At 63.9% G+C, this 24,098-nt stretch carries 27 protein-coding genes; 13 read left to right on the forward strand and 14 right to left on the reverse strand.

The features are described 5' to 3' along the window. The first annotated feature begins 52 nt into the window (after positions 1–52). Entirely contained in the window at positions 53–1,468 is a 1,416-nt protein-coding gene (locus PA6_RS05145) for an MltF family protein (RefSeq protein ID WP_021699823.1), read from the forward strand. 107 nt (positions 1,469–1,575) lie between these two features. Further along, positions 1,576–2,010: a DoxX family protein gene (locus PA6_RS05150; protein ID WP_021699824.1), complete on the forward strand. Its 435-nt coding sequence runs from the start codon at positions 1,576–1,578 to the stop codon at positions 2,008–2,010. Between the two features lie 46 nt (positions 2,011–2,056). Here PA6_RS05150 and PA6_RS05155 read toward each other — a convergent pair whose 3' ends face one another. The 3 genes from PA6_RS05155 to thpR form a co-directional block, all read right to left on the reverse strand. Continuing rightward, positions 2,057–3,091: a lipase secretion chaperone gene (locus PA6_RS05155; protein ID WP_021699825.1), complete on the reverse strand. Its 1,035-nt coding sequence runs from the start codon at positions 3,089–3,091 to the stop codon at positions 2,057–2,059. Between the two features lie 55 nt (positions 3,092–3,146). Then, on the reverse strand, positions 3,147–4,088 hold the full coding sequence (locus tag PA6_RS05160; protein WP_021699826.1) for a triacylglycerol lipase: 942 nt from the start codon (positions 4,086–4,088) through the stop codon (positions 3,147–3,149). A 229-nt stretch (positions 4,089–4,317) separates the two neighbouring features. Further along, positions 4,318–4,821, reverse strand: a complete 504-nt coding sequence (gene thpR / locus PA6_RS05165; RefSeq protein WP_021699827.1) for an RNA 2',3'-cyclic phosphodiesterase — start codon at positions 4,819–4,821, stop codon at positions 4,318–4,320. Between the two features lie 166 nt (positions 4,822–4,987). Between thpR and PA6_RS05170 the strand changes: the two genes are divergently transcribed. After that, positions 4,988–5,299 (forward strand): hypothetical protein, encoded by a 312-nt coding sequence (locus tag PA6_RS05170; RefSeq protein ID WP_021699828.1) that lies wholly within the window; start codon positions 4,988–4,990, stop codon positions 5,297–5,299. Here the strand turns inward: PA6_RS05170 and greB are convergent. From greB to PA6_RS05185, 3 genes are read right to left on the reverse strand one after another with little or no spacing between them, the layout of a single operon-like run. Then, positions 5,286–5,798 (reverse strand): transcription elongation factor GreB, encoded by a 513-nt coding sequence (gene greB / locus PA6_RS05175; protein ID WP_021699829.1) that lies wholly within the window; start codon positions 5,796–5,798, stop codon positions 5,286–5,288. The two genes, PA6_RS05170 and greB, sit on opposite strands and share 14 nt — an antisense overlap. A 40-nt stretch (positions 5,799–5,838) precedes the next feature. Then, the gene (locus tag PA6_RS05180; protein WP_021699830.1) at positions 5,839–8,331 is read right to left on the reverse strand and encodes an ABC transporter permease; all 2,493 of its coding nucleotides are present in this window, start codon (positions 8,329–8,331) and stop codon (positions 5,839–5,841) included. Continuing rightward, on the reverse strand, positions 8,331–9,014 hold the full coding sequence (locus PA6_RS05185) for an ABC transporter ATP-binding protein (protein ID WP_021699831.1): 684 nt from the start codon (positions 9,012–9,014) through the stop codon (positions 8,331–8,333). The genes PA6_RS05180 and PA6_RS05185 overlap by 1 nt, the downstream gene beginning before the upstream one ends. 10 nt (positions 9,015–9,024) lie before the next feature. On the opposite strand from PA6_RS05185, the gene PA6_RS05190 reads away from it, so the two are divergent. From PA6_RS05190 to PA6_RS05200, 3 genes are all read left to right on the forward strand, one after another. Next, a complete protein-coding gene (locus PA6_RS05190) occupies positions 9,025–9,630 on the forward strand; it encodes an arylesterase (protein WP_043216302.1) in 606 nt (201 codons plus the stop codon). Between the two features lie 56 nt (positions 9,631–9,686). After that, complete coding sequence (locus PA6_RS05195) at positions 9,687–9,968, forward strand: hypothetical protein (protein WP_021699833.1); 282 nt, start codon at positions 9,687–9,689, stop codon at positions 9,966–9,968. 74 nt (positions 9,969–10,042) lie between these two features. Then, complete coding sequence (locus PA6_RS05200) at positions 10,043–10,996, forward strand: L,D-transpeptidase family protein (RefSeq protein ID WP_021699834.1); 954 nt, start codon at positions 10,043–10,045, stop codon at positions 10,994–10,996. A 127-nt stretch (positions 10,997–11,123) separates the two neighbouring features. Here the strand turns inward: PA6_RS05200 and oprI are convergent, their stop codons facing one another. Further along, positions 11,124–11,375, reverse strand: a complete 252-nt coding sequence (gene oprI, locus PA6_RS05205; RefSeq protein WP_003448337.1) for an outer membrane lipoprotei OprI — start codon at positions 11,373–11,375, stop codon at positions 11,124–11,126. A 330-nt stretch (positions 11,376–11,705) separates the two neighbouring features. Here oprI and PA6_RS05210 point away from each other — a divergent pair, with 330 nt between their 5' ends. Then, positions 11,706–12,971 (forward strand): hypothetical protein, encoded by a 1,266-nt coding sequence (locus tag PA6_RS05210; protein ID WP_021699835.1) that lies wholly within the window; start codon positions 11,706–11,708, stop codon positions 12,969–12,971. Between the two features lie 19 nt (positions 12,972–12,990). Beyond that, entirely contained in the window at positions 12,991–13,272 is a 282-nt protein-coding gene (locus PA6_RS05215) for a GNAT family N-acetyltransferase (RefSeq protein WP_021699836.1), read from the forward strand. Positions 13,273–13,327: 55 nt separating this feature from the next. Here the strand turns inward: PA6_RS05215 and PA6_RS05220 are convergent, their stop codons facing one another. Both PA6_RS05220 and PA6_RS05225 read right to left on the reverse strand, forming a co-directional pair. Then, positions 13,328–14,404 (reverse strand): 3-deoxy-7-phosphoheptulonate synthase, encoded by a 1,077-nt coding sequence (locus tag PA6_RS05220; protein ID WP_021699837.1) that lies wholly within the window; start codon positions 14,402–14,404, stop codon positions 13,328–13,330. 121 nt (positions 14,405–14,525) lie between these two features. Continuing rightward, positions 14,526–14,948, reverse strand: coding sequence for a PilZ domain-containing protein (locus PA6_RS05225; RefSeq protein ID WP_021699838.1), 423 nt, complete (start codon positions 14,946–14,948; stop codon positions 14,526–14,528). Between PA6_RS05225 and PA6_RS05230 the strand changes: the two genes are divergently transcribed. The 4 genes from PA6_RS05230 (at position 14,947) to cysB (ending at position 17,916) form a co-directional block, all read left to right on the forward strand. Then, positions 14,947–15,333 carry a thioredoxin family protein gene (locus tag PA6_RS05230; protein WP_021699839.1) on the forward strand — a complete coding sequence of 129 codons (387 nt, stop codon included), beginning with the start codon at positions 14,947–14,949 and terminating at the stop codon, positions 15,331–15,333. The genes PA6_RS05225 and PA6_RS05230 overlap by 2 nt on opposite strands. Beyond that, positions 15,333–16,268, forward strand: a complete 936-nt coding sequence (locus PA6_RS05235) for a putative 2-dehydropantoate 2-reductase (RefSeq protein WP_021699840.1) — start codon at positions 15,333–15,335, stop codon at positions 16,266–16,268. The genes PA6_RS05230 and PA6_RS05235 overlap by 1 nt, the downstream gene beginning before the upstream one ends. Positions 16,269–16,318: 50 nt before the next feature. Next, the gene (locus tag PA6_RS05240; RefSeq protein WP_021699841.1) at positions 16,319–16,804 is read left to right on the forward strand and encodes a universal stress protein; all 486 of its coding nucleotides are present in this window, start codon (positions 16,319–16,321) and stop codon (positions 16,802–16,804) included. 137 nt (positions 16,805–16,941) lie between these two features. Then, positions 16,942–17,916: an HTH-type transcriptional regulator CysB gene (gene cysB, locus PA6_RS05245; protein WP_021699842.1), complete on the forward strand. Its 975-nt coding sequence runs from the start codon at positions 16,942–16,944 to the stop codon at positions 17,914–17,916. A gap of 45 nt (positions 17,917–17,961) precedes the next feature. Here cysB and PA6_RS05250 read toward each other — a convergent pair whose 3' ends face one another. Then, the gene (locus tag PA6_RS05250) at positions 17,962–18,744 is read right to left on the reverse strand and encodes a phosphoadenylyl-sulfate reductase (RefSeq protein ID WP_255209914.1); all 783 of its coding nucleotides are present in this window, start codon (positions 18,742–18,744) and stop codon (positions 17,962–17,964) included. Between the two features lie 140 nt (positions 18,745–18,884). On the opposite strand from PA6_RS05250, the gene thrH reads away from it, so the two are divergent. Then, entirely contained in the window at positions 18,885–19,502 is a 618-nt protein-coding gene (gene thrH, locus PA6_RS05255) for a bifunctional phosphoserine phosphatase/homoserine phosphotransferase ThrH (protein ID WP_021699844.1), read from the forward strand. Positions 19,503–19,562: 60 nt separating this feature from the next. Here thrH and pabB read toward each other — a convergent pair whose 3' ends face one another. The 4 genes from pabB to rloA form a co-directional block, all read right to left on the reverse strand. Continuing rightward, on the reverse strand, positions 19,563–20,906 hold the full coding sequence (gene pabB / locus PA6_RS05260; protein ID WP_021699845.1) for an aminodeoxychorismate synthase component I: 1,344 nt from the start codon (positions 20,904–20,906) through the stop codon (positions 19,563–19,565). 93 nt (positions 20,907–20,999) lie between these two features. Next, positions 21,000–21,986 (reverse strand): alpha-L-glutamate ligase-like protein, encoded by a 987-nt coding sequence (locus PA6_RS05265; protein ID WP_021699846.1) that lies wholly within the window; start codon positions 21,984–21,986, stop codon positions 21,000–21,002. Positions 21,987–21,990: 4 nt separating this feature from the next. Then, the gene (gene rloB, locus PA6_RS05270; RefSeq protein ID WP_021699847.1) at positions 21,991–23,517 is read right to left on the reverse strand and encodes an osmotic stress tolerance membrane protein RloB; all 1,527 of its coding nucleotides are present in this window, start codon (positions 23,515–23,517) and stop codon (positions 21,991–21,993) included. A 5-nt stretch (positions 23,518–23,522) separates the two neighbouring features. Further along, entirely contained in the window at positions 23,523–24,059 is a 537-nt protein-coding gene (gene rloA / locus PA6_RS05275) for a retropepsin-like aspartic peptidase RloA (RefSeq protein ID WP_021699848.1), read from the reverse strand. Between the last annotated feature and the right edge of the window lie 39 nt (positions 24,060–24,098).

Genomic DNA, 24,098 nt, shown 5'->3' on the forward strand with positions numbered 1-24,098 from the left:
CATCTGTCGCCCGGTCGGGCCAAGCCGTGCCCCGTTCCAGCCCGGAGGCCCGATGACGCGAGCGCTGCTGTTCCTGCTCTGCCTGTTGGCAATGCTGCCGGCCCACGCGCGGCTGAGTGCGCTGGGCGGCAACCTGCCGCACACCGGCAGCCAGCGTGACCTGGCGGAGATTCGCAAGAGCGGCGAGCTGCGCGTGCTGGTCAACCAGAGTCGCCACAGCTCGGGCGAGATCAAGGGCCAGGCCATCGGTATCGAGTACCAGCGCCTGCGCGCATTCGGCCAGTACCTCAATCGCAATGCCCGCGATGGTCACGAGCTGCGTCTGAAGATCATTCCCAAGCCCAAGGACCAGCTGGTCGCCGCGCTACAGAAAGGCGAGGGCGACCTGGTCGCACCCGGCGAGTTGCTCGATGCGCACCCGGGGCTCGGGATCAGCCCCAGTGCAGCCCTGCGCAGCGACGTGGCCCTGGTGGTGGTGGGCAATCGACGCAATCGCCACTACAAGCGCCTGGAGGATATGTCCGGGCGCAGCCTGACGCTGCCGGTGGGCAGTGCCGTCAGTGACGCCCTGCGCGAGGTCAACCAGCAGCTGGCACAGCAAGGCAAGCCACCGATCGTGGTGGAGTGGGCCGATGCCAGCCTGGCCGTGGAGGATGTGCTGGAGATGGTACAGGCCGGCATCTACCCCTGGACGGCAGTGGAGCTGCCGATTGCCGAGCGCTGGCAGAAGGTCATGCCGGGACTGCGTATCGAGCGCCATCTGAGTATCGGGGCCAAGGGCGACATGAGCTGGTTCGTGCGTCGCGAGTCGCCGATGCTGCGCGCCAGCATCGATCGATTCATCGCCGGTTACCGTACGCCGAGCGATCAGGACTCCGCTTTCCAGCGCTTCTACAGGCGCTCCTACAAAGTGCGCAACCCGCTGTCGCGGATCGAGCGGCAGCGCCTGGAGAAGGTGCGTGGTGTGCTGCAGAAGCACGGCGAGAAGCAGGAGCTGGACTGGCTGCAGCTGGCCGCCGTGGCCTACAAGGAGTCCACCCTCAACCCGGCGGCGCGTGGCGCCTCGGGCGCCACCGGGCTGATGCAGATCACCCCGGCGGCGGCGCGCAGCGTTGGTGTCGGCAATATCCAGGCGCTGGACAACAATGTACTGGCCGCGACCCGTTACATGGCGCGTATTCGCCGCGAGTTCTTCGCCAGCCGGCAGATTGGCGAGAGTGAGCGCATGGCCTTTGTCCTGGCGGCCTACAACATGGGGCCGCAGCGCGTGCAGAGCCTGCGGGCCGAGGCGCGCAGGCGCGGTCTGAATCCCAACCAGTGGTTCTTTCAGGTCGAGCGCGTGGCCATGGAGCAGCTGGGCATGGGCGTGGTCAGCTATGTCAACGCGGTGAACAAGTACTACCTTGCCTATGACCGCGAGCGTTTCCTGCTGGAGCCGCAGAAGCGCAAGCTGAGCGCCAAGAAATAATCTAAAATATCGATTTTTATTAGCGCATAAATGCGCTTTTATCATCGTTAAATTCGAATAGTATGTGCCTCACCAACCCCAACAACTCCTCCACAAGGAACTGGCACATGAACAAGCTGATCTCCACCCTGATGTCCACCAACGCCGGCTACGGCATCACCCTGCTGCGTATCGTCACCGGCCTGACCTTCGCCGCCCACGGCGCGCAGAAACTCTTCGGCTGGTTCGGTGGCTACGGCCTGGAGGGTGTCGCGCAGTGGATGGAAAGCATCGGCATCACCCCTGGCTACCTGATGGCCGCACTGGCCGGTAGCGCCGAGTTCTTCGGTGGCCTGGCGCTGGTGGTCGGCCTGCTGGTGCGCCCGGCGGCTGTTTCCCTGCTGGTGTCCATGGTGGTGGCCGCGGTGACCGTGCACTGGGCCAACGGCTTCTTCATCACCAACAACGGCTTCGAGTACGCCATGATCCTCGGCCTGATCAGTGCCGTGCTGATCATCGAAGGTGCCGGCAAGCTGTCGCTGGACCGCGCCATCGCCCGCTGATCCACTGCTTAGACAGAAAGGCCCGCCGTTGCGGGCCTTTTTGCGTTCAGAGTTTCTTTTCCCGGCTCTTCACCAGCTGCTCCGCCGCGTCCAGACGCAGGCGCTCGCGCTCGTCGAAACGTTCCTCGGCGAGACTGGCGATGGCGGCCTGGCGATCCTCTTCGCTGAGGCCGCTGTTAGCCTCGATGCGCGCCTTCTCCTGGCGGTAGGCGTCCAGCCGTTGCTGCCACTGCTGACGGCGCTGATCGAGCGCTTCCAGGCGCGCGGTGGCTTCGGCGCCAACCAGTTGCAGACGCAGCTGGCGGATCTGTTCCGGGGCGGCACCCTGCGCCTGCAGGGCCGCGGTCTGCTGGCGCAGCTCGGCTTGCAGCTGCGGCACCAGCATCTCCTGCATGTCCTCCGGTAGCGTGGCGCGCAGGCGATCCATGGCCTCGGCCTTCTGCTGCTCGTTCAGCGACTGGTCGTGGCGGATCGCCAGGCGTTGCAGGGTGAACTGGTTGTAGGCTTCCTCCTGGGCAAAGAAGGCCTGGTGCGCTTCAGGGCTGAAAATGCTCGCGCGCAGGTTTTGCACGGCCTGCTCGCGCTGGCGCATGGACTCCAGGCTGGCCATCTGCGGCAGGTCCTTTTCCAGCTGGATCAAATGGCGCTTGTAGTCCAGGTACTGCTCCAGCAATGCCAGGGCCTGGCTCTCGGCTGGCTCATCCAGCTGACTGCGGATATAGGCCTGCAGGCGCGCGATACTGGTCTGGATACGCTCTTCGCCGTAGGCGCTGAGGAAGTAATCGAAGATGCGCCGGATATCCATGCTGATCAGCAGGTTGCCGGCATCATCGAGACGGAACTGGCCGTCCACTGCAGTGCCGGCGAAAGAGGGCGGCAAGCTGCTCAAGGCGGCGCTCTCGGCGGCTGCGGGCGTTGCTTCGACTGGCGCCAACGGGGCAGCGGTAGCCGGGACGGTCATCTGTCCGGGTAGTGACTGTGCAGTGGGCTGCGGGGTTGGAGCGAGGGGGTTGAAATACAGGGTCACGGCGACGCCTGCCCCGATCAGCAGGGGCACGGCCAATAGCAGCGGCTTGTTCACGGCGAGACTCGGCGGGGAGAGAACATCGGGGCCCGGGCGGGCCCCGATCCTTGGCTCAGAGGCCGGCCAGCTTCAGGCGGTTGGCCTGCTGGCGGTACACGGTGACCGGATCGGTCTCGAACAGGCTGGTCAGGCCGAAGACCTGGTTAACCTCGTCGAGGTGGTTCATCCGGTAGTTGTCGCGAATAACCTTGCCCAGGTGCGAGCTGCAACGGCCGACCAGGCCATCGTTGGCTTCGTCGAAGGTCAGCGAGCTGGCGCCCATCAGCAGGTCGCTGACGTCGAGGATGTTGGTCAGCGGGCTGGTGCCACTCCAGGAGTAGTAGCTGACGCCATTGACCTTGTAGGCGCCCTCGCCACAGGCGCTGGTCGGAATGCCCTGCGGGTACTTGGCATTGAACACCGCAGCGCCCTGGCTGTTCAGCGACTCGAGGGCGCCCAGTGCATTCTGCGGTGTGGTGCTGGGGCTGCCGGAGAGGAAGTTGATCAGCGTGCCCAGGCCGTTGACGATACCGGCGACCAGAGCCTCGCCAGCCGAGCCCGGCGGAATCTGGCGGAGGAAGTCGGCGGTGTCGGAGCCCTTGTGCGGGGCGCCGACGCTGGTGACCGAGGCCACCAGATCCGGGCGGATGGCGGCGACGTAACGTACGGTCGGGCCGCCATGGCTGTGGCCGATCAGATTGACCTTGCCCTTGCCGCTGATGGCGGCGATTTCTTCCACCTGATCGAGCAGCTCTTCGCCGCGCAGCTCGGAGGTGTTCAGCTGGCTGACTTCGGTGATGTAGACACTGGCACCGTCCGAGCGCAGGGAGGAGGGGATGCCGTACCAGTAGTCGACGCCGAGGATGCTGTCGAAGCCCAGCATGCCGTGGGTCAGGACGATCGGATACTTGGTCTTGGTGTAGCCGGTGGAGCCGAACAGGCCGGCGTCAGCCTGGCCGGACAGCAGCAGGCTGCTACCGACACAGAGGGCGAGCAGGGTCTTCTTATTATTCATCTGGTGCTCTCGAACGGTGGAAAGGCAGTGAATCCGTCCTTGCGTCAGCCATCCGCTTCCCTCCTGGAGACGGTACTTCAGCTGGCCTGGAGTGGCATGATCTGTGCCAGTTTCGACAAAATTAGAGCGAGCGCTCTAAACGGGTGTTTGCGGCGCGACCCTCATTTCAGCGGGACCTGGGCGGCAGCGGGGCTTGTTACCGAGAGAAACAGCCGGTGCGATTTTGCGGCTACGGCTGGCCGAGCGGCCAGCGCTGCAGGGACAGGTACTGGCCACCCGCCGACTGGTAGAGGTGCAGCTGGTCGACGTGCCAGGCAAAGCTGGGCGGTGTGCGTAACTCGGCAGGCCGGCTGTCGTGGGCCAGGGTCAGGTGCGGGCGATAGGGGCGTGGCTCCAGCGATAAGCCATCGAGCTGCAACTGCTGCTGCAGTGCGCTGGCCAGTTTCAGCAGGGCCTGCGGCGGTTGGCTGGGCGCCAGGTGCAGCAGCCCCTCGGGCCAGCAGTCGAGGCGGTCCAGGTGCAGGTCGAAGGCCAGATCGGCCAGCGCCAGCCGTGGCGGAACTCGCTGCAACTGCTGCAGACGGCTCTCCGGCACCTGGCCGAGAAAGGCCAGCGTTACATGCAGGTTGGCGGTGGGCACCGGTCTGCCGGCGAAGTGCTGGTCCTGTCGCCAGGCATCGATCTGGGCGGCGATTCCGCTAGGACAGGGCAGGGCGAAGAACAGTCGCAGCATGGTCTCACCTTGACAGCATTGGGCGGCATTTTTAGGATCACACCCGATAGCGCCGATTTAAGAGCAACTTGCGGGGCGCTGCCCGGTTGGGCAAATACCGCTAAAGCGCTGGCCGGTGTCGCCTCCCACCGCAGTCCGGCGGGACTATGAGGCCGAGACTGTATCTATGAGCTGTCCGCGTACCCACCTGCATTTCTCCCCCCTGCCGCGCATCGCGGTCAATCGCCATCCGCATGTTCTGCTGGTTGGCAGCCATCAGCCGCGCCTGCTCAAGAGTCTGGAAGGTTGGCCCAAGCAGTGGCCGGGGGCGCGCAATTTCCTGATCCGTTTCGCCGATGCCCAGGCAAAGACGCTGGCAGACCTGCCAGCCGATGCCTTTGACCTGGTGGTGGTGGGCGCCGAGGCGCGGCCGCTGGACAGCGAGCTGGTTGGCCAGCTGATCCGCGTGGCGCGCCAGGGCTTGATCAGCCTGCGCTGACCTGCGGGTACTCGATGGCGGTGATGTAGAACGCCTGCTCGCCACCGGGCGTGTGCACCCGCACCTCGGCATCCAGCGCCTTGCCCACCAGGGCCCGGGCCAGCGGCGAGTCGATGCTGATCAAGCCCTGCTTGAGGTCCAGCTCGTCAGGCCCGACGATGCGGTAGCGCGATTCGGCGCCGTCATCGTCTTCCAGGGTCACCCAGGCGCCGAAGTAGACCTTGTTCGGGTCGGCCGGGCGGGCATCCACCACCTTGAGGTTCTCCAGGCGCTTGGTCAGGAAACGCACGCGGCTGTCGATCTCGCGCAGCATCTTCTTGCCGTAGATGTATTCGGCGTTCTCCGAACGATCACCAAGGGCCGCCGCCTCGCTGACCGCCTGGGTCACCTGGGGGCGGCGCACGTGCCACAGCTCGTGCAGCTCGGCGCGCAGACGCGCCTCGCCTTCGGGGGTGATCAGCGGCGTGCCGGCGGTACGGGGGGGACGATAACGGCTCATGGTGCTCGCGAGGTCTTGAGGGAGAGCGATTCTAGCAAGCTCAGACTTCGCGCAGCACCGTCAGCGGCGAGGCGTTCAACGCCCGTCGCGTGCCCCAGACACCCGCACCCCCGACTAGCAGGGCGCCGATCAGCGGCAACAGCAGCAGCCAGGGATGCGGCTGCCACTGCAACTCCAGCGCATAGCGGTACAGCAGGAAGCTCGCCAGCTCGCAGCCGACCGCCGCCAGCAATCCGCTGCCGGCGCCCAGCAGGCCGAACTCGGCACGCCGTGCGCGCAGCAGCAGGCGCCGCTCCGCACCCAGCGCGCGCAGCAGGGCGCCCTGACGCAGGCGCTCGTCGAGGGTCGCCTGCAGGCCGGCGAACAGCACCGCCAGGCCGGCCGCGAGGACGAACAGCAGCACGTACTCCACCGCCAGGCTGACCTGGGCCATGATGCTGCGCAGCTGCTCCAGCAGGGCCTCGACCTGCAGCAGGGTGACGGCGGGGAACTGGCGCGACAGCTCCACCAGCTGCTTCTCGCTGTGCGGCGGCAGGTAGAAGCTGGTCAGGTAGGTGGCCGGCAGATCCTGCAAAGTGCCCGGCTCGAAGATCATGTAGAAGTTGGGCTGGAAACTGTCCCACTCCACCTGGCGCAGGCTGCTGACCCGCGCCTTGCGCTCCAGGCCACCAACACTGAAGTTCAGTTCGTCGCCCAGTTTCAGGCCGAGGCTCTCGGCCAGCTCGGACTCCACCGAGACGCCGGGCAGATCACTCTGTGGCAGGTCATTCCACCACTGGCCATCGACCAGCACGTTGCCCGCAGGAAGGTTCGCCGCCCAGGTCAGGCTGAGGTCGCGCTGGATGGCGCGTTCCCCCTGGCTGTCCTTGCTGACGATGCCCTGCACCGGCTCGCCGTTGATCAGAGTCAGGCGCCCGGCAACGATCGGGTAGAGCGGTGCCGGATGCGGTGACAGCCCGGCCAGGCGCGCGGCGAAGGCTTCGCGCTCTTCTGGCAGGACGTTGAGCGCGAAGTGGTTGGGTGATTCCGCGGGCAGCTGGTCCTGCCAGGTATCCAGCAGTTCGCCACGCAGCAGGGCGATCAGCGCCATGGCCAGCAGGATCAGGCCGAAGGCCAGCGACTGGCCGGCAGCCGCCAGCGGATGGCGCAGCAACTGGCCGAGGCCGAGGCGCCAGGGCAGGGAGGCGCGCGCGAGCAGGCGGCGCAGGGCGTTCAGGCCGAATAGCAGCGCGCCGCCGAGCAGCAGGGTGGCGAGCAGGCCGCCGCCGAGCAGACCCAGCGTCAGTTTAAGGTCCAGGCTCAGGCGCCACATGATCAGACCCAGGGCCAGCAATGCGGCGCCATATACCAGCCAGCTGCTGGGGGGCACGGGCAGCAGGTCGCGGCGCAGTACGCGCAGCGGCGGCACGCGCCCCAGGGCGGCCAGCGGTGGCAAGGCAAAGCCCGCAAGGGCTACCAGTCCAGTAGCCATTCCAGCGATTGCCGGCAGCAGGCCGCCCGGCGGCACGCCCGGGGGCAGCAGGCCTTGCAGCAATTTGAACAGCACCAGCTGGCCTATCCAGCCAAGCAGGGCGCCAGCGAGGCACGCCAACAGCCCGAGCATGGCCAGCTGCAGGCCAAAGAGACTCAGTGCTTCGCGGCGCGACAGTCCCAGGCAGCGCAGCAGCGCACTGGCGTCGAAACGACGGGCGGCGAAGCGCGCGGCAGACAGCGCCACCGCGACGCCAGCCAGCAGCACGGCAGCCAGGCTGGCCAGATTCAGGTAGCGCTCGGCGCGGCCCAGGGCGCCACCGATCTGGCGGTTACCATCGCGCGCGTCCTCCAGGCGCTGGTGAGCGGCCAGGTCTTTCTCGGTCGCTTCGCGATAACGCGCCAGCGTTTCGCTATCGCCACGCCAGAGGTCGCGGTAGCGTACCCGGCTGCCCGGCTGCACCACGCCGGTGGAGGCCAGGTCTTCAAGGTTGATCAGCACGCGCGGCGTGAGGCTGTAGAAGTCGCCGGCGCGATCCGGCTCGTAGGTCAGCACCCGGGTCAGGCGCAACTGGCGGTTGCCGACCTCGATGCTCTGGCCGATCCGCAGATCCAGCGCGGCAAACAGGCGGGCCTCGGCCCAGGCTTCACCGGGACGCGGCCCGCCGCCAGGCTGTTCGGCGGCGTAAGGCTCGGCGGCACTTTTCAGTTCGCCGCGCAGCGGATAGCCGCCGCTGGCGGCCTTGATACTGGCCAGCTGAATGCTCTGCTCGCCGGCAATCACACTGGCGAACTCGACCACCTGGGCATGCTCCAGCCCCAGCTGTGTGCCGGCCTCGATCTGCTCGGGCAGGGCGGCGGCGCTACCGCTCAGCACCAGGTCGGCGCCGAGGAACTCGGTGGCGCGCAACAGCATGGCGCCGTTGAGGCGCGCGCCGAAGTAGCCGATGGCCGTGCTGGCGGCCACGGCTACCAGCAGGGCAAAGAACAGCACGCGCAGCTCGCCGGCTCGGGCGTCGCGCAGCAACTGGCGCCAGGCAAGAACGAACAGGCGGGCGCGCATCAGGGTTCCACGCTGTCGATCAGGCGCCCGGCTTCCAGGCGGATCAGGCGCCGGCAACGATGCGCCAGGCGCTCGTCATGGGTGACCAGTACCAGCGTGGTGCCGCGCTCCTTGTTCAGCTCGAACAGCAGATCGCTGATGCGCTCGCCGGTGTGGCTGTCGAGGTTGCCGGTCGGCTCGTCGGCGAAGAGTATCGCCGGCTCGGCAGCGAAGGCGCGGGCAATGGCCACACGCTGCTGCTCGCCGCCCGAGAGCTGGCGCGGGTAGTGGCTGAAGCGCTGACCCAGGCCGACTCGCTCCAGCAGCGTTGCGGCACGCTGGCGGGCGTCGCTGCGTCCTTCCAGCTCCAGCGGCAGCATGACGTTTTCCAGGGCGTTGAGGTTGTCCAGCAGCTGGAATGACTGGAACACGAAACCGACATGCTCGGCGCGCACCCGCGCGCGGCGGTCCTCGTCCAGTGCCTGCAGCGCGTGGCCCGCCAGTTCGACCTCGCCGGAGCTGGGCAGGTCGAGCCCTGCGAGCAGGCCCAGCAGCGTGGATTTGCCGGAGCCGGAACTGCCAACGATGGCCAGGCTGTCGCCTTTCGCCAGATCCAGCGACAGGTCGTGGAGGATGGCCAGCTCACCTTCCGTGCTGGGGACCACTTTGCTAAGGTGCCGCGCATTAAGAATGCTTGCGCTCATGGAGAATCCGATGCGTGCGTTGTGGGTGAGCGGTGCACTGACACTGCTGATGTGGGCACAGGGCGCACTGGCCGGCACCGTCCTGGTGGTCGGGGATAGTATCAGCGCCGCTTTGGGGGTGGATACCCGCCAGGGTTGGGTCGCACTGCTGCAGAAACGCCTGCAGGACGGCGGTTTCGAGCATCGTGTAGTCAATGCTTCGATCAGTGGCGATACCAGCTCGGGCGGCGCCGCGCGGCTGCCGGCGCTGCTTGCGCAGCATCAGCCGGAGCTGGTGATCATCGAGTTGGGCGGCAACGATGGCCTGCGTGGCCAGCCGCTGGTGCAATTGCAACAAAATCTTGCGCGGATGATCGACGCCTCCCGCGCGGCGGAGGCCGAAGTGCTGCTGTTGGGCATGCGTCTGCCGCCCAACTACGGTCAGCGCTACACCCAGGCGTTCGCCAATGTTTATGCGGACCTGGCCGCGGGCAAGCAGGTGGCCCTGGTGCCGTTTCTGCTCGAGGGGGTCGGTGGTGTCCCGGGGATGATGCAGGCAGACGGCATCCACCCAACGGCAGCGGCTCAGCCGATCATGCTGGAGAACGTCTGGCCGACGCTGGAGCCGCTGCTCTGAGCCTTCCCCGCCTGCGGGCTTTCGGCTATCGTGGCGCCCCCGCCCTGGAGCCGTGAATGCCGCGTCCCGCCTGGTCCCTGTACGCCTACCAACTGATCGTGCCCGACGAACAGCTTGACCTGTTCGCCTGCCGTGAGGCCAAGGTGCATCTGGTTGCGCGCCAGTTGGAGCTGGGCGGATTCGCCGATCGCACCCTGTGTGGCGGCTTGCTGCCTGCGCTACCGGTGATGCGTGATGTGGACAGGGCCGGCCTGCGCGACAGGCGACTGTGTGCCTACTGTCGCGAGATCCTCGAGGCGCAGCGTCGCGGTGAACGGCCGCTGTGGGCCGAAACCTGAGCTCTCCCGGCGCGCGTGCCGCCGGTGTACAATCCCGAGTCTTTCCATCAGCCATTCTTGCCAAGGATTTACGGATGTTGTCGCTCGCCCGCTCCCTGAGCCTCGCCAGCCTGATCGTGGCCGGCCCTGCTGCCGCCCTCGAACTGCCTCTGCCGCCTCCGGGCGAAGATATCGTCGGTCAGATCCAGGTGATCAAGGCCAAGTACGAAGACACCTTCGCCGATATCGCCACGGCCAACGACCTGGGTTATCTGGAAATGGTGGCGGCCAACCCGGGGGTTGACGCCTGGCTGCCGGGCGAGGGCGCCGAGATCATCCTGCCGACCCGCTATATCCTGCCGCCGGGCCCACGTGAAGGTATCGTCATCAACCTGGCCGAGTACCGCATGTACTACTTCCCGAAAGGGCAGAACGTTGTGCACACCTTCCCGCTGGGTATCGGTCGCGAAGGCTGGGGTTCGCCCATTGCCCACACCACCATCACCGCCAAGACGCCGAACCCGGGCTGGACGCCGCCAGCGTCCATTCGCGCCGAGCACGCTGCCGATGGCGATCCGCTGCCGGCCTACGTACCGCCGGGCCCGAACAACCCGCTGGGGCCGTTCAAGTTCACCCTGGGTACTCCTGGCTACCTGATCCATGGCTCGAACAAGAAGTTCGGCATCGGCATGCGGGTCAGCCACGGTTGCTTCCGCATGCTCAACAACAATGTGCTGGAGCTGGCCAAGATGGCGCCGGTGGGGACTTCCGTGCGCATCGTCAATGAGCCGTACAAGTTCGGCGTCAGCGGCGGCAAGATTTACCTTGAGGCCCATGAGCCGCTGAGTGACAGCGGCGAGCCGTCTGTTGTCGACAAGCACACCGCCGTGATCAATGCCCTGCTGAAGAACGAGCAGCTTGCCGGCAGCATGCGCCTGGACTGGGACATGGTGCGCGAGGTGGTAGCCTCCGAAGATGGCATGCCGATCGAGATCGCCGTGCCTCAGGAGGCGGTGGCCAACCACGAGGCCGCTCCGCTGGAGATGTAAGTCTCTCGATGTCGCAGAGCCCGCCCGCAGCAATGCCGGCGGGCTTTTTGTTGGTCTGAGCAAATCGCGGGCATTAAAAAAGCCGCCCCGGCGAACCGGGGCGGCTTCTTCAAAGCCTTGGCAAGGATTACTTGCGGCTGGCTTTTTCCAGCATGCGCAGAGCGCGCTCGTTGGCTTCGTCAGCGGTCTGCTGAGCCTTCTGAGCAGCGGCCAGAGCCTCGTCAGCCTTACGGTAGGCTTCGTCGGCACGAGCTTGAGCGCGGGCAGCGGCGTCTTCGGTAGCGGTCAGACGGGCTTCGGTTTCTTTGGATACGCTGCTGCAACCGGTGGCCAGAACGGCGGCCAGAGCCAGAGCAGAGAATTTCAGAACGTTGTTCATCGTGTTCCTCTTAAGGTGGACTTTCCATGAAAAGCAATTTCCCGAGCGTGGGAAATTAGCCGGGCTACATACTACCCGTTACTTTTAGTAAGTAAACTGGCCTCGCGCAAGGGAAGCAAAAAAAACTTTTCTCCGATCTGTATTGGTCCTTTTTTGTTTAAAAAACATACAGTTCTGGCGTTTGCAGGGCCTCCCCCTGAACTTTCGGGTGGAGTTGCAATTGGTACTCTGGTGCATTTCTGACGCATGGTCGCAGCAGGCCGAGCTTGATAAGATTGCCCGCGCCAGATTTGGCAGGAAGCAAACTCAGACAACGTCAAGGAAGTACCGATGTCCAAACTCATCAAATGGGGTCTGCTGGCCATTCTGGCTGTTGCAATACTGATCAAGGTTTCGCTGTGGCTTTCGGTGCGCTCGATCATGAACGACGCCATTGCCCAGGCCTCGCCCTTCATGACGCTGAGCTATCAGGGCATCACTTCCTCATTTGACGGCAAGGTGGGCGTTGAGGGCATCAAGGTCGAGGTGCCGATGCTCAATGATGAATTTCGTATCAGGCATGCCGAACTCAAGTTCAAGAGCCTGGGGGAGCTGCTCTCATTTAAGGAGCGCCTGGCCGAGGGCAAGTTCCCGGAGCAGATGTCAGTCAGCCTGAAGGGCTTGGAAGTGGATGTGCATGGCGCCTTCATGGAGATGGTCCAGCAGGAGCCGGAGGAAGCGGATCTGGCAAGCGCCTGGTCCAGTGTCGCTTGCGGAAGCTCTCGGCAGATGGGTGTGGACGATCTGCTGGAGATGGGGTACCGGACGCTGGAGACCGACGTGGAGTTTTCCTACCTGTTCCAGCCCGGAGCTCAAACCCTGGCACTTAATCTGACCGCCGACGTACGCGACTTGGGTGACTACCGCCTGAATCTGTCGCTGGCCAACATGTCGGAAAAACCAGGCGATCTGCGAGTAAATCCGCCTCGCATGTCGGCGCTGGTAGTCGAGGTCAATGACAACCAGTACCAGCGCAAGATCGTTAGCTACTGCGCCGGCAAGCTAGGCCAGTCGGACGAGCAGTACCTGGAAACCTCGATCAAGCATCTGGATCAATCCCTGCGCGCGCAGCGTATTGCTCTGGCGCCTGAGGTGCTGAGTGCGCTGAAGGATTACTACAAGGACCCGCAATCGCTGCGTATCGAGCTGCGTCCGACTGAGGGTGCGACCCTGGATGGGTTGCAGTTCTTCGAAGCGAAGGACGTTGTGGCCATGTTGCGCCCGGTGGTCCTGATCAACCAGCAAGTAGTTGAACCTCTCGCCTTCTCCTGGGTCGATCCCAAGGCTGCTCCCGTATCCCATGCCGATGAGTTGGTGCGCGCGGAGGGCGAGGACGCCGTAGCCAAGGATCCACGCTACGATTTCGTCGATGTGCGAAGCCTGCCCGATCATGCCGGTAAACGGCTACAGTTCATTACCTATGAAGGCACTTACTATCAGGGCGTGCTGCACAAGGTCGAGAATGGCAAAGTGTTCCTGACGGTGCAGATGGGCACCGGTTCTGCCGAGATGTTTCTTCGGCTGGAAAAGATCGATAAGGTAAGGGTGTTGTTTTGATGCCTGTTGAGGAGATGAAATGAGCGAGGGTGTGTCCATCCACCATGACCAGGCGGGTCATCAGTTCGAGGCCGTGATCGACGGTCACCGCGCCTATCTGGCCTACATGGATCTGGGCAAGCAGACGCTCGACATCTATCGCACCTTCGTACCGAATCCGCTGCGCGGACGTGGCATCGCCGCGGCGCTGACCGAGCAGGCGCTGGAGTATGCCGAGGCCATGGGCTACACGGTGATTCCCTCATGCTCCTATGTGGAGCGCTACTTGGAGCGCCGCCAGCGGCAGCAGCCCAGGTACTGAGCGTGAGCAAAGAAAAACGCCGGGCAATGCCCGGCGTTTTCGTTTCTGCCTGTCCTCAGCCGCGCTGGCGCTTGGGCAGTACGTCCTTGAGCTTGGCGTGCATGCTGCGCAGGGTCTTCTCGGTAGTGTCCCAGTCGATGCAGGCATCGGTGATGGAGACGCCGTACTTGAGGTCGCAGAGGTTCTTCGGAATCGCCTGGCTGCCCCAGCCCAGATGGCTTTCCACCATCAGACCAACGATGGAGCTGTTGCCTTCGAGGATCTGGTTGGCGACGTTTTCCATGACCAGCGGCTGCAGTGCTGGATCCTTGTTGGAGTTGGCGTGGCTGCAGTCGACCATGATGTTCGGGCGAATCTTGGCCTTGGTCAGTTCCTGCTCGCAGATGGCGACGCTGACCGAGTCATAGTTGGGCTTGCCGTTGCCGCCGCGCAGTACCACATGGCCGTAGGCGTTGCCCTTGGTGGTGACGATGGAGACGCCACCTTCCTGGTTGATGCCGAGGAAGCGGTGCGGGCTGGAGACCGACTGCAGGGCGTTGATCGCTACGGTCAGGCCGCCGTCGGTGCCGTTCTTGAAGCCCACGGCGGACGACAGGCCGGAGGCCATCTCGCGGTGGGTCTGGGATTCGGTGGTACGGGCGCCGATGGCCGACCAACTGATCAGGTCCTGCAGGTATTGCGGGGAGATCGGGTCGAGTGCCTCGGTGGCGGTCGGCAGGCCCATCTCGGCCAGGTCGCGCAGCAGCTGGCGACCGATGTGCAGGCCATCCTGAATCTTGAACGAGTCATCCAGGTAGGGATCGTTGATCAGGCCTTTCCAGCCGACCGTGGTGCGCGGTTTTTCGAAGTACACGCGCATGACCAGGAACAGGCTGTCGGAAACCTCGGCTGCCAGCACCTTGAGGCGCTCGGCATACTCGTGGGCTGCCTTGATGTCGTGGATCGAGCAGGGGCCGACCACCACGAACAGACGGTGGTCCTTGCCGTCGAGAATGTCGCGTACCACCTGGCGGCCATGGGCCACGGTGCGCTGAGCGGCTTCGGTGAGGGGGATTTCGCGCTTGAGCTGCGCCGGGGTGATCAGGGTTTCGTTGGACGAAACGTTGAGATCGTCAATCGGTAAATCAGCCATCGTGGTACTCGTCAGGTCACGGGAGCCGAGCGCCTCTTCAGGCGAAATCATGGGGCGCAGCGGGGGAAGGGAACCTTAACGCGTTCCAGGCCGCCTAGACAATGGGCGGAACCGGCCGGTATCAGTGTATCTGCGTGCTGGGAAACTCGGCCGCGTGCAGGGCAATCCATTCGCGTGCGACCGTCTCGACCTCCAGTACGGTGCCCAGCTCCTGTTCGCGCTGGTGGCGGTAGTGCTCGATCTGGCAGACCTGCTCGACCATGCGCGCACGGAACAGGGTGTCTTCGTCGATGAAGGCGATGCCCACCAGGTAGCTGTCTTCCTGCTGCTTGCGGCACCAGGCCACCACGCCCGGATAGCGAGCCTGCTCGCCGAGCAGCGGGATGCGCAGCTCGACGGCGGTACCTTTGCGAAATCCCTTGCTGGAATTGCACGCCACACCGCCCAGGCTGATATTGTTCAGCCTCTGTCGCGGCAGGAACGCATGTTTGCGCTGGACCAGTTCCACTGGCATGTCGCTGGGGTGACGCAGGAAACGACGCATGGTGAATACTCCGGATGCCATTCATTTGACATCACTCGTGGACAGTATAGTGCCCAGCCTGGAATTGACCGACTTCGACGCCGACCGCCGGTTGCTGGAGCTGCCGGGGCGCTCCCTGCTGATATTCACCAGCACAGGTTGTGCCAGCTGCCGGTGGGCACGGCGCGAACTGCCGCAGATGGCACTTGGCGTCGATCGCCTGTGCTGGGTGGATGCCGCCGAGAATGGCGGCCTGGTTCAGCGCTATGGCGTTTTTCACTTGCCCAGCCTATTTCTGATCGAAGAAGGCCAATTCCTTGGCGCTCTGCATGCGCCGCTGCGTCTGGCCGAACTGACTGACGCGCTGAGCCAGGCGCGACGTCGACTACCTGAGGAGCTTCCCTGATGCAGCGCTTGCGCATTGGCATTATTGGCACCGGTGCTATTGGTGGTTTCTATGGCCTGATGCTGGCAAAGGCCGGGCATGATGTGCACTTTCTGCTGCGCAGCGAGTACCAGGCGGTAGTTGCCAATGGTCTGCGCCTGAACAGCGCAGTGTATGGCCAGTTGCACCTGCAATCGGTTCAGGCCTGGGGGGATCCGGCTGAGATGCCACCCTGTGACTGGTTGTTGGTGGGGGCCAAGACCACCAGCAATGCGCAGTTGGCGCCCGTCATCACCCGACTGTCGCGGCCGGGGACCAGGGTGGTGCTGTTGCAGAATGGCCTGGCCGTGGAAGAGCAGCTGCGCCCCTTGCTGCCGGACAACCTGCACCTGCTCGGCGGGCTCTGTTTCATCTGCACGCATCGCGCCGCACCCGGTGTGATCGAGCACCAGGCTCTGGGGGCGGTGAATCTGGGCTATCACTCCGGACCGGCAGGCGCAGGCGAGAGCCTGGCGATCGTGGAGGAGGGTGCCGAGCTGTTTCGTTCGGCAGGTCTGGAGTCCGTCGCCATGGCCGATCTGCAACAGGCGCGCTGGCAAAAGCTGGTGTGGAACGTGCCGTATAACGGCCTGTCGGTGCTGCTTGGCGCCGGCACCACGCGCCTGATGGCCAATGCCGATAGCCGCGCGCTGATCCTCGAGTTGATGCGCGAGGTGGTGCAGGGAGCCGCAGCCTGTGGGCAAGTGTTGCCAGAAGACTACCCGGAGAAACTGCTGGCCACGACTGACCGCATGCCGGACTACCTGCCCAGCATGTACCACGATTTCCAGCACAAGCGCCCGCTGGAGCTGCAGGCCATCTATGCCGCGCCACTGGCTGCGGCTGCCGCGGCGGGCTGCGAACTGCCGAAGATGCGTATGCTGCACCAGGCCCTGCGTTTTCTGGATGCCGGCTGAGCACTGCTAAGCTCAGCACTGGGCCCTAGCAGGAAGTCAGGGAGGCGACCATGCTGCGCTCCATTCTCTATGCCACCGATTTGGGGCTTTATGCGCCTTATGTGCTGCAGCACGCCCTGTCGCTGGCCAAGGCCTTCGGCGCCGAGCTGCACGTGGTCCACGCAGTCGAGCCCATGGGGTTGTTCGCCGAGTCGGTGCTGCAGACCTACGTGGACGAGAAGACCCTGCAGGAATTGCGCAGCAAGGGCCTGTCCCGGGTGATGGCGAGCATCGAATTGCGTGTGTTGGAGGGCTTTCGCGACGAGATGGGCGAGGCCCAGCAGGACATGCAGATGATCCGTAGCGTGCGAGTGGCGCAGGGCGATCCGCCGCAGGTGATTCTCGACGAGGCGCGGAAACTCGGTGCCGATCTGCTGGTCGTAGGCAGTCACAGCCATGGCGCGGCACAGGAAATTCCGCTGGGGAGGACGGCGGCTCGCCTGCTGCAACTGTCGGAAACGCCGGTCTATCTGGTGCCCATGTTGCAGCACCGCTAGCGGCGCTTATCGCCAGCGGTTAGACGAACGGCATGCACAGCTCAGAAAATCGTCTAGTTTTATCTCTGAACCGTTAATATGGTTATATCGCTGCATTGGCAAATTCGCGCAGCGTCTATCTGCTTTGAGGGACATTTATGAAGCTGCAGCAACTGCGCTACATCTGGGAAGTGGCGCATCATGACCTCAACGTCTCTGCCACTGCGCAGAGCCTCTATACCTCGCAGCCTGGCATCAGCAAGCAGATCCGCCTTCTGGAAGACGAGCTGGGCGTCGAGGTGTTTGCCCGCAGTGGCAAGCACCTGACCCGCGTGACCCCCGCCGGCGAGCGCATCATCACCACGGCCGGCGAGATCCTGCGCAAGGTCGAAAGCATCAAGCAGATTGCCCAGGAATTCTCCAACGAGAAGAAGGGCACTCTGTCGATCGCCACCACCCACACCCAGGCGCGCTATGCGCTGCCGCCGGTGATCAGTGGCTTCATCAAGCAGTACCCGGAAGTGGCGCTGCACATGCACCAGGGTTCGCCAACCCAGATCGCCGAGATGGCAGCTGACGGCACCGTGGACTTCGCCATTGCCACCGAGGGTATGGAACTGTTCAACGATCTGGTGATGATGCCCTGCTATCGCTGGAATCGCTGCGTGATCGTGCCGCAGGGGCACCCGCTGACCAAGTTGCCGAAACTGACCCTGGAAGCACTGGCCGAGCACCCGATCGTCACCTACGTGTTCGGCTTCACCGGCCGCTCCAAGCTGGACGAAGCCTTCAATCACCGCGGGCTATCGCCCAAGGTGGTGTTCACCGCCGCCGACGCCGACGTGATCAAGACCTATGTGCGTCTGGGGCTGGGCGTCGGCATCGTGGCGCGCATGGCCGTCGATACCAAGCTCGACAGCGACCTGGTGATCCTCGATGCCAGCGAACTGTTCGAAGCCAGCATCACCAAGATCGGTTTCCGCCGCGGCACCTTCCTGCGTGGCTTCATGTGCGACTTCATCGAGAAATTCGCCCCGCACCTGACCCGTGACGTATTGGCCAAGGCCGTGCAGTGCCACACCAAGGCCGAGCTGGACGAGCTGTTCGAAGGCGTGGACCTGCCTGTTCACTGAGTAACAGGACAAGAAAAAGCCCGGCGCTTGCCGGGCTTTTTTCGTTCAGGCCTTGGCAATCACGTTGCCGGCGTGTAGGCCGCACTCTTTCTGGGTTTCTTCTTCCCACCACCAGCGCCCCTCGCGCTCGTGCTGGTTCGGCAGCACAGGACGGGTGCAGGGCTCGCAGCCGATGCTGATGAAGCCACGTTCGTGCAGGCTGTTGTAGGGCAGTTCCAGCATGCGGATATAGGCCCAGACTTCCTCGCTGCTCATCTGTGCCAGCGGGTTGAACTTGTACAGCGGCTGCTCTGGTGAGGAGAAGGCGGCATCCAGTTCGAGCACGGCGACCTGGCTGCGAGTGCCCGGGCTCTGATCGCGGCGCTGCCCGGTGGCCCAGGCCTTGACCGTGGCCAGCTTGCGCTTGAGCGGCTCGATCTTGCGAATGCCGCAGCACTCGCCATGGCCATCCTTGTAGAAACTGAACAGGCCTTTCTCGCGCACCAGATCCTGCAGCTTCTGGGCATCCGGGCTCATCACCTCGATCGCGATGCCGTAGTGCTCGCGCACCTGCTCAATGAAGCGGTATGTCTCCGGGTGCAGCCTGCCGGTATCGAGGGTGAACACCTTGACCTGCTTGTTGAGTTTCCAGGCCATGTCCAGCAGCACCACATCCTCGGCGCCGCTGAAGGAGATCCACAGCTCGTCGCCGAAGTGTTCGAAGGCGAGCTTGAGAATGTCCTGAGGGGATTTGTTGGCATAGGCCGCTGCCAGTTCGGCAACGTTGAAGGTTTGGCTCATCGGGCGGGCTTCCTGGTGATCGGCGCTCGGGCGCTCTGTGGAGGGAATGTTAACAAGAAAGCTTTTATGCGCCTAAATAACCAAATCGGAGTCTTACTGCTACTTTCGGATATAAAAGGCGCGTTGCGCCCGCCCTGGTGAATCGCTAGAGTGCCGGCTTTCTTCATTCAGACCGTTAGGAGTCTCCCGTGGAAATCGCCTGCCTCGACCTCGAAGGTGTACTGGTTCCGGAAATCTGGATCGCCTTCGCCGAAAAAACCGGTATCGAAGCGCTCAAGGCGACTACCCGCGACATTCCCGACTACGACGTGCTGATGAAGCAGCGTCTGCGCATCCTCGACGAGCACGGCCTGAAGCTGAAGGACATTCAGGAAGTGATCGCCACCCTGAAGCCGCTGGAAGGCGCCGTCGAGTTCGTCGACTGGCTGCGTGAGCGTTTCCAGGTGGTGATCCTCTCCGACACTTTCTACGAGTTCTCCCAGCCGCTGATGCGCCAGCTGGGCTTCCCGACCCTGCTGTGCCACAAGCTGATCACCGACGAAACCGATCGCGTGGTGGGCTACCAGCTGCGCCAGAAGGACCCCAAGCGTCAGTCGGTGATTGCCTTCAAGAGCCTGTACTATCGCGTGATTGCCGCCGGCGACTCCTACAACGACACCACCATGCTCGCCGAGGCCCACGCCGGCATCCTGTTCCACGCCCCGGACAACGTGATCCGCGAGTTCCCGCAGTTCCCGGCGGTGCACACCTATGAAGACCTCAAGCGCGAGTTCCTCAAGGCGTCCAATCGCGAGCTGAGCCTGTAAGCTTCGCCGCCATGAAAAAGGCCCGCATCTGCGGGCCTTTTTTGTGGGCGCTCGTTGGGATCAGAGCGCTTCGAGGGTCTGCAGCAACACCTTCACCTTGGTGATGGACTCCTGGTGCTCGGCCTGCCAATCCGAATCCGCCACGATGCCGCCACCGCCCCAGCAGCTGACGGTGCCGTCCTTGATCAGCAGACTGCGAATGGCGATGGAGCTGTCCAGCTCGCCACGCACGTCCAGGTAGAGCAGGGATCCGCAGTAGATGGCGCGGCGCGTTGGCTCCAGCTCGTCGATAATCTGCATGGCGCGGATCTTCGGTGCGCCGGTGATCGAACCGCCGGGGAAGCTGCCGGCGATCAGGTCGAGGGCATCGTGGTCCTCGGCCAGCTCGCCGGTCACCGCGCTGACCAGGTGATGCACGTTGGGGTAGCTCTCCAGGGCGAACAGCTCCGGTACGCGGACCGAGCCGGTCTTGCAGCTGCGGCCCAGGTCGTTGCGCAGCAGGTCGACGATCATCAGATTCTCGGCACGATCCTTGGCGCTGCCGACCAGCTCATCGGCATTGGCCTGGTCGTCCGCAGTGCTGGTGCCGCGCGGGCGGGTGCCCTTGATCGGTCGCGTTTCCACGCGCCCCTGGCTGACCTGCAGGAAACGCTCTGGTGACAGGCTGAGAATGGCGTCACTGCCTTCCAGCGCCTGGAAGCCCGCAAAGGGTGTGGGGCAGGCGGCTCGCAGCGCCTGGTAGGCGCTCCAGGCATCGCCCTGGCAGGGCGCCTGGAAGCGCTGGGCGAAGTTGACCTGGTAGCAGTCGCCCGCCTGGATATAGGCCTGGATGCGCTCGATGGCGTGACGATAGTCATCCTGGCTCTGGTCGGCCCGGAAAGCCTGGCGCAGGGAGAAGGGCGGGCATGGCGCTGCGTGGCCGGCCTCGAACAGTTGAATCAGGCGCTCCCGCTCCGATTCGGCCAACGCGGGATGGAACAGCAGTTGGCTGGTCTGCCGCTGATGATCGCTGACCAGCGCCCAGGCATACAGGCCGAAGCGTGCGTCCGGCAGCTGCAGGTCGTCAGCAGCCTGTTCGGGGAGTCGCTCGAGGCGCCGGCCGAAGTCATAGGACAGGTAGCCGATCAGGCCGCCGGTGAACGGCAGCTCACAGCCATCCGGCGCCTCGGCGCGGCCCAGCTGATCAAGGCCGGCACGCAGGCGCTGGAAGAAGCGGGTACCGCTCTCGTGGGCTTCTGCTGCGTAGGTTGCCAGCGGCCATGCGCTCAGCAGGTCATAGCGGCCGCGCTCGGCCTGCGGCCGTCCGGCGTCCAGCAGCACGGCGCCTGGCGCATGGCGTACCAGGGCGAAGTAGCTGGCGGGATCTGGCCGATAAGGCAGCGAGTGGACGCGGCAGAGGCTCATGCTAAGGGTTGGGGTGGGTGGGCTTGCTATTGTAGGAGGGCGGGCGGAAATGAAAAAGCCCGGCATCGCCGGGCCTTTTCAGCGAGCCTGCGCTCAGACTTCCTTGGGTTTGACGTGGCCGAACAGCTGTTGGGAGAAGCGCACGCGCTCTTCCACGCTTTCGGTGACGCCATTTTTCGCCAACTCGGCCAAGTGGGCCTCCACCGCATGGGCGCGATGGGTCAGGCCGCAATCGTTGGCAATCTGGATGTTCAGGCCGGGGCGGGCGTTGAGTTCGAGAATCAGCGGGCCCTTGTCGACGTCCAGCACCATGTCCACGCCGATGTAGCCGAGGCCGCACAGCTCGTAGCAGCCCGCGGCCAGCTTCATGAAGCCATCCCAGTTGGGCAGTTGCACGCCGTCCACCGCATTCGTGGTGTCAGGGTGCTTGCTGATCTTGTTGTTCAGCCAGGTGCCCTTGAGGGTGATGCCGGTCGCCAGGTCCACACCCACACCGATCGCGCCCTGGTGCAGGTTGGCCTTGCCGTTGGACTGGCGGGTGGGCAGGCGCAGCATGGCCATGACCGGGTAGCCCATCAGCACGATGATGCGGATGTCCGGCACGCCTTCGTAGCTGATGCTCTTGAAGATCGGGTCCGGGGTGACCCGGTACTCGATCAGTGCGCGGTCGCGGTGGCCGCCCAGGAAATAGAGGCCGGTGAGGATGCTGGAGAGCTGGTGCTCGATGTCTTCCTGGCTGACGATCTTGCCGGAGACGGTCTTGTAGCGGCCCTCAAACTTGTCGGTGATGACCAGGATGCCGTCACCGCCGGCGCCTTGTGCGGGCTTGATCACAAAGTCGTTGCGGTCGCCGATGATCTCGGAGAACTTCTCGATCTCCTTCTCCGTGGAGATGATGCCGTACATCTCCGGCACATGAATGCCGGCGGCGATGGCGCGCTCCTTGGTGATGATCTTGTCGTCGACGATCGGGTACAGGTGCCGCTTGTTGTACTTCAGCACATAGTCCGCGTTGCGTCGGTTGATACCCATGATGCCTTTGGCTTCAAGGGCCTTCCACGTCTTCCACAGGCCGATCATGGGTTCAATCCTTCAGGAAGGCTTTGAAGCGGAACAGTTCGGTGAGGAGGTAGCCGCGGTAGCGACCCATCGCCAGCATGAAGCCCACCATGATCAGCAGCACGGCCGGGAAGGTGAAGATGAAGTAGGTCAGCTCCGGAATGGTCATCAGCAGGTGCGCCAGGGTAGCAGCGAACAGGGTGCCGACGGCCACCTTGAAGGCATGGCTGCCGCCACGCTCTTCCCAGGTGATGGACAGGCGCTCGATGGTCATGGTCAGGATCACCATCGGGAACAGCGCGACCGAGAGACCGCGCTCCAGGCCGAGCTTGTGGCTGAACAGGCTGATCACGGCGATCAGCACCACCACGAAGGTCAGCACCACCGAAAGTCGCGGCAACATCTGCAGCTTGAGGTGCTCCAGGTAGGAGCGTAGTGACAGGCCGAGGGCGGTGATGATGGTGAACAGCACGATGCCGAAGCCCAGCTGGGTCTCGCGGAAGGCCAGGGCGATCAGCACCGGGGTGAAGGTGCCGAGGGTCTGCAGGCCGCCGAGGTTGCGCAGGATCAGGATCACCAGCACACCGATCGGGATCATGATCATGATCTGGTAGGTCTGCTGGGTCTGCAGCGGCAGGCCGTACAGCGAGTACTCGAGGAAATCGACGTCGGTGTTCTCGTCGGTCAGCTTGGCCAGGCGGATGGCGTTCATCTCGCTGTTGTTCAGGGTGAAGCTGACTTGCGGCTTCTTGCCGCCTTCGATGCTCACCAGCGGCTCGTCACCGGTCCACCACACCACGCGGTCGCTCGGCAGGCCCTGCTCGCCGCTTTCCGGGTTGAAGTACAGCCAGTTCTCGCCATTGAAGCTGCGCAGCCAGAGTTCCGGGCTCTGCTGAGCGTCGGCGACCAGGCGAATGGTGTGCACGCGCTCCATCGGCACGTGAGCAATGGACAGCAGCAGGTCGATTACCTTCGCCTTGTTGGCCGTGGAGGCGTCGCCACCGAGCAGCAGCTTGACGTTGTCATCGTTGACGTTGTTGACGCGCTTGATGGTCTCGCTGATGAAGGTCTGCACATCCGCCGAGTGCTGGCGGATGGGGGCGAGCAGGGCTTCGGCGGCGATCTTCTCGGCGCCTTCCACCGCGATGCTGTCGCGGAAGATCGGGCCCTTGGCCTTGGCCGGCTCGCCGCTGTAACGCTTGGTCAGCACCAGGCGGTAATAGAGAGTCTGGTTGCCGTTGGCGCGACGAGCCGACCAGGTCAGCTTGCGGTTGCCATCGACGCGGTTGACGCTCACGCCGTAGTTGTTGGAGATGAAGCTCTCGTTGAGGCTGACATAGTCCTGGTTCAGCGGCGGTACGAACATCTGCACCTTCACCGGTTCACGCGGACTGGCCTGGAACTCGACCTTGGCGTCGATGTTCCACAGGTCATCGGTTTCGTCTTCGGTCACCGGAATGCCAAGAACGAAGATCTGATAGGCCGTGACCAGAACGCCCACTGTCACCAGGAGGGTGATAAGGACTTTCAGATGCAGGGTAAGAGAGCGCATGTGAGTTACTCGGCAGAGTTTGCGTCAGGGGTGCAGCCAGGTTTACCAGCGGCATATTTAAGACTGGGATCGACCACGGCATCCAGGCGCTTGAGTGCCTCGGAGCCAATCAGCAGCGGGAATTGGAATGCGCTGCGGTCGGTCAGGTTCACTTCGATGGTACGCAGGGCCTTGCCCATGCATACCTGCAGTTCGATCACCGGGCGGGCGGTGTAGGTCTTGCCCTCTTCAGGGTCGAAATCGCCAGCCCGGCGCTTGATCTTGCTGATGCGGGCCAGCGGCCGCTCGATCGGGTGTGCGTGGGCGTCGTCGATAGCCAGATAGAAGCGTACCCAGGTCTCGCCGTCACGTTTGAAGCGTTCGATATCGCGTGCGCTGAGCGAGGCGGTTTTGGCACCGGTATCCAGTTTGGCGGCGACTTCGAGGTCGAGATCGGACAGGCTGACGTATTCGTTCAGACCATAGACGGTCTTTTCCGCGGCGAGACTCAGGCCGGGCAGCAGGCTGAAGCTGAAGAGGAGGGCGAAAGGCTTGAGTCGCATAAATCCTTTGATATTCGCGTCGTCGGGGCGGCGGCGGGG

It is taken from the genome of Aquipseudomonas alcaligenes NBRC 14159 (assembly GCF_000467105.1).
Classification (GTDB): Bacteria; Pseudomonadota; Gammaproteobacteria; order Pseudomonadales; family Pseudomonadaceae; genus Aquipseudomonas; species Aquipseudomonas alcaligenes.

What these genes read in the sequence shown, in the direction of transcription:
- PA6_RS05230 (WP_021699839.1), top strand. Translation starts at nt 14,947, where the DNA reads ATGGTGAATACTCCGGATGCCATTCATTTGACATCACTCGTGGACAGT.
- PA6_RS05180 (WP_021699830.1), bottom strand. Translation starts at nt 8,331, where the DNA reads ATGCGCGCCCGCCTGTTCGTTCTTGCCTGGCGCCAGTTGCTGCGCGAC.
- pabB (WP_021699845.1), bottom strand. Translation starts at nt 20,906, where the DNA reads ATGAGCCTCTGCCGCGTCCACTCGCTGCCTTATCGGCCAGATCCCGCC.
- cysB (WP_021699842.1), top strand. Translation starts at nt 16,942, where the DNA reads ATGAAGCTGCAGCAACTGCGCTACATCTGGGAAGTGGCGCATCATGAC.
- PA6_RS05225 (WP_021699838.1), bottom strand. Translation starts at nt 14,948, where the DNA reads ATGCGTCGTTTCCTGCGTCACCCCAGCGACATGCCAGTGGAACTGGTC.
- oprI (WP_003448337.1), bottom strand. Translation starts at nt 11,375, where the DNA reads ATGAACAACGTTCTGAAATTCTCTGCTCTGGCTCTGGCCGCCGTTCTG.
- PA6_RS05265 (WP_021699846.1), bottom strand. Translation starts at nt 21,986, where the DNA reads ATGATCGGCCTGTGGAAGACGTGGAAGGCCCTTGAAGCCAAAGGCATC.
- PA6_RS05200 (WP_021699834.1), top strand. Translation starts at nt 10,043, where the DNA reads ATGTTGTCGCTCGCCCGCTCCCTGAGCCTCGCCAGCCTGATCGTGGCC.
- PA6_RS05190 (WP_043216302.1), top strand. Translation starts at nt 9,025, where the DNA reads ATGCGTGCGTTGTGGGTGAGCGGTGCACTGACACTGCTGATGTGGGCA.
- PA6_RS05170 (WP_021699828.1), top strand. Translation starts at nt 4,988, where the DNA reads ATGAGCTGTCCGCGTACCCACCTGCATTTCTCCCCCCTGCCGCGCATC.
- greB (WP_021699829.1), bottom strand. Translation starts at nt 5,798, where the DNA reads ATGAGCCGTTATCGTCCCCCCCGTACCGCCGGCACGCCGCTGATCACC.
- PA6_RS05185 (WP_021699831.1), bottom strand. Translation starts at nt 9,014, where the DNA reads ATGAGCGCAAGCATTCTTAATGCGCGGCACCTTAGCAAAGTGGTCCCC.
- PA6_RS05220 (WP_021699837.1), bottom strand. Translation starts at nt 14,404, where the DNA reads ATGGCTGATTTACCGATTGACGATCTCAACGTTTCGTCCAACGAAACC.
- PA6_RS05150 (WP_021699824.1), top strand. Translation starts at nt 1,576, where the DNA reads ATGAACAAGCTGATCTCCACCCTGATGTCCACCAACGCCGGCTACGGC.
- PA6_RS05195 (WP_021699833.1), top strand. Translation starts at nt 9,687, where the DNA reads ATGCCGCGTCCCGCCTGGTCCCTGTACGCCTACCAACTGATCGTGCCC.
- PA6_RS05235 (WP_021699840.1), top strand. Translation starts at nt 15,333, where the DNA reads ATGCAGCGCTTGCGCATTGGCATTATTGGCACCGGTGCTATTGGTGGT.
- rloA (WP_021699848.1), bottom strand. Translation starts at nt 24,059, where the DNA reads ATGCGACTCAAGCCTTTCGCCCTCCTCTTCAGCTTCAGCCTGCTGCCC.
- thpR (WP_021699827.1), bottom strand. Translation starts at nt 4,821, where the DNA reads ATGCTGCGACTGTTCTTCGCCCTGCCCTGTCCTAGCGGAATCGCCGCC.
- PA6_RS05160 (WP_021699826.1), bottom strand. Translation starts at nt 4,088, where the DNA reads ATGAATAATAAGAAGACCCTGCTCGCCCTCTGTGTCGGTAGCAGCCTG.
- PA6_RS05210 (WP_021699835.1), top strand. Translation starts at nt 11,706, where the DNA reads ATGTCCAAACTCATCAAATGGGGTCTGCTGGCCATTCTGGCTGTTGCA.
- rloB (WP_021699847.1), bottom strand. Translation starts at nt 23,517, where the DNA reads ATGCGCTCTCTTACCCTGCATCTGAAAGTCCTTATCACCCTCCTGGTG.
- PA6_RS05215 (WP_021699836.1), top strand. Translation starts at nt 12,991, where the DNA reads ATGAGCGAGGGTGTGTCCATCCACCATGACCAGGCGGGTCATCAGTTC.
- PA6_RS05145 (WP_021699823.1), top strand. Translation starts at nt 53, where the DNA reads ATGACGCGAGCGCTGCTGTTCCTGCTCTGCCTGTTGGCAATGCTGCCG.
- PA6_RS05240 (WP_021699841.1), top strand. Translation starts at nt 16,319, where the DNA reads ATGCTGCGCTCCATTCTCTATGCCACCGATTTGGGGCTTTATGCGCCT.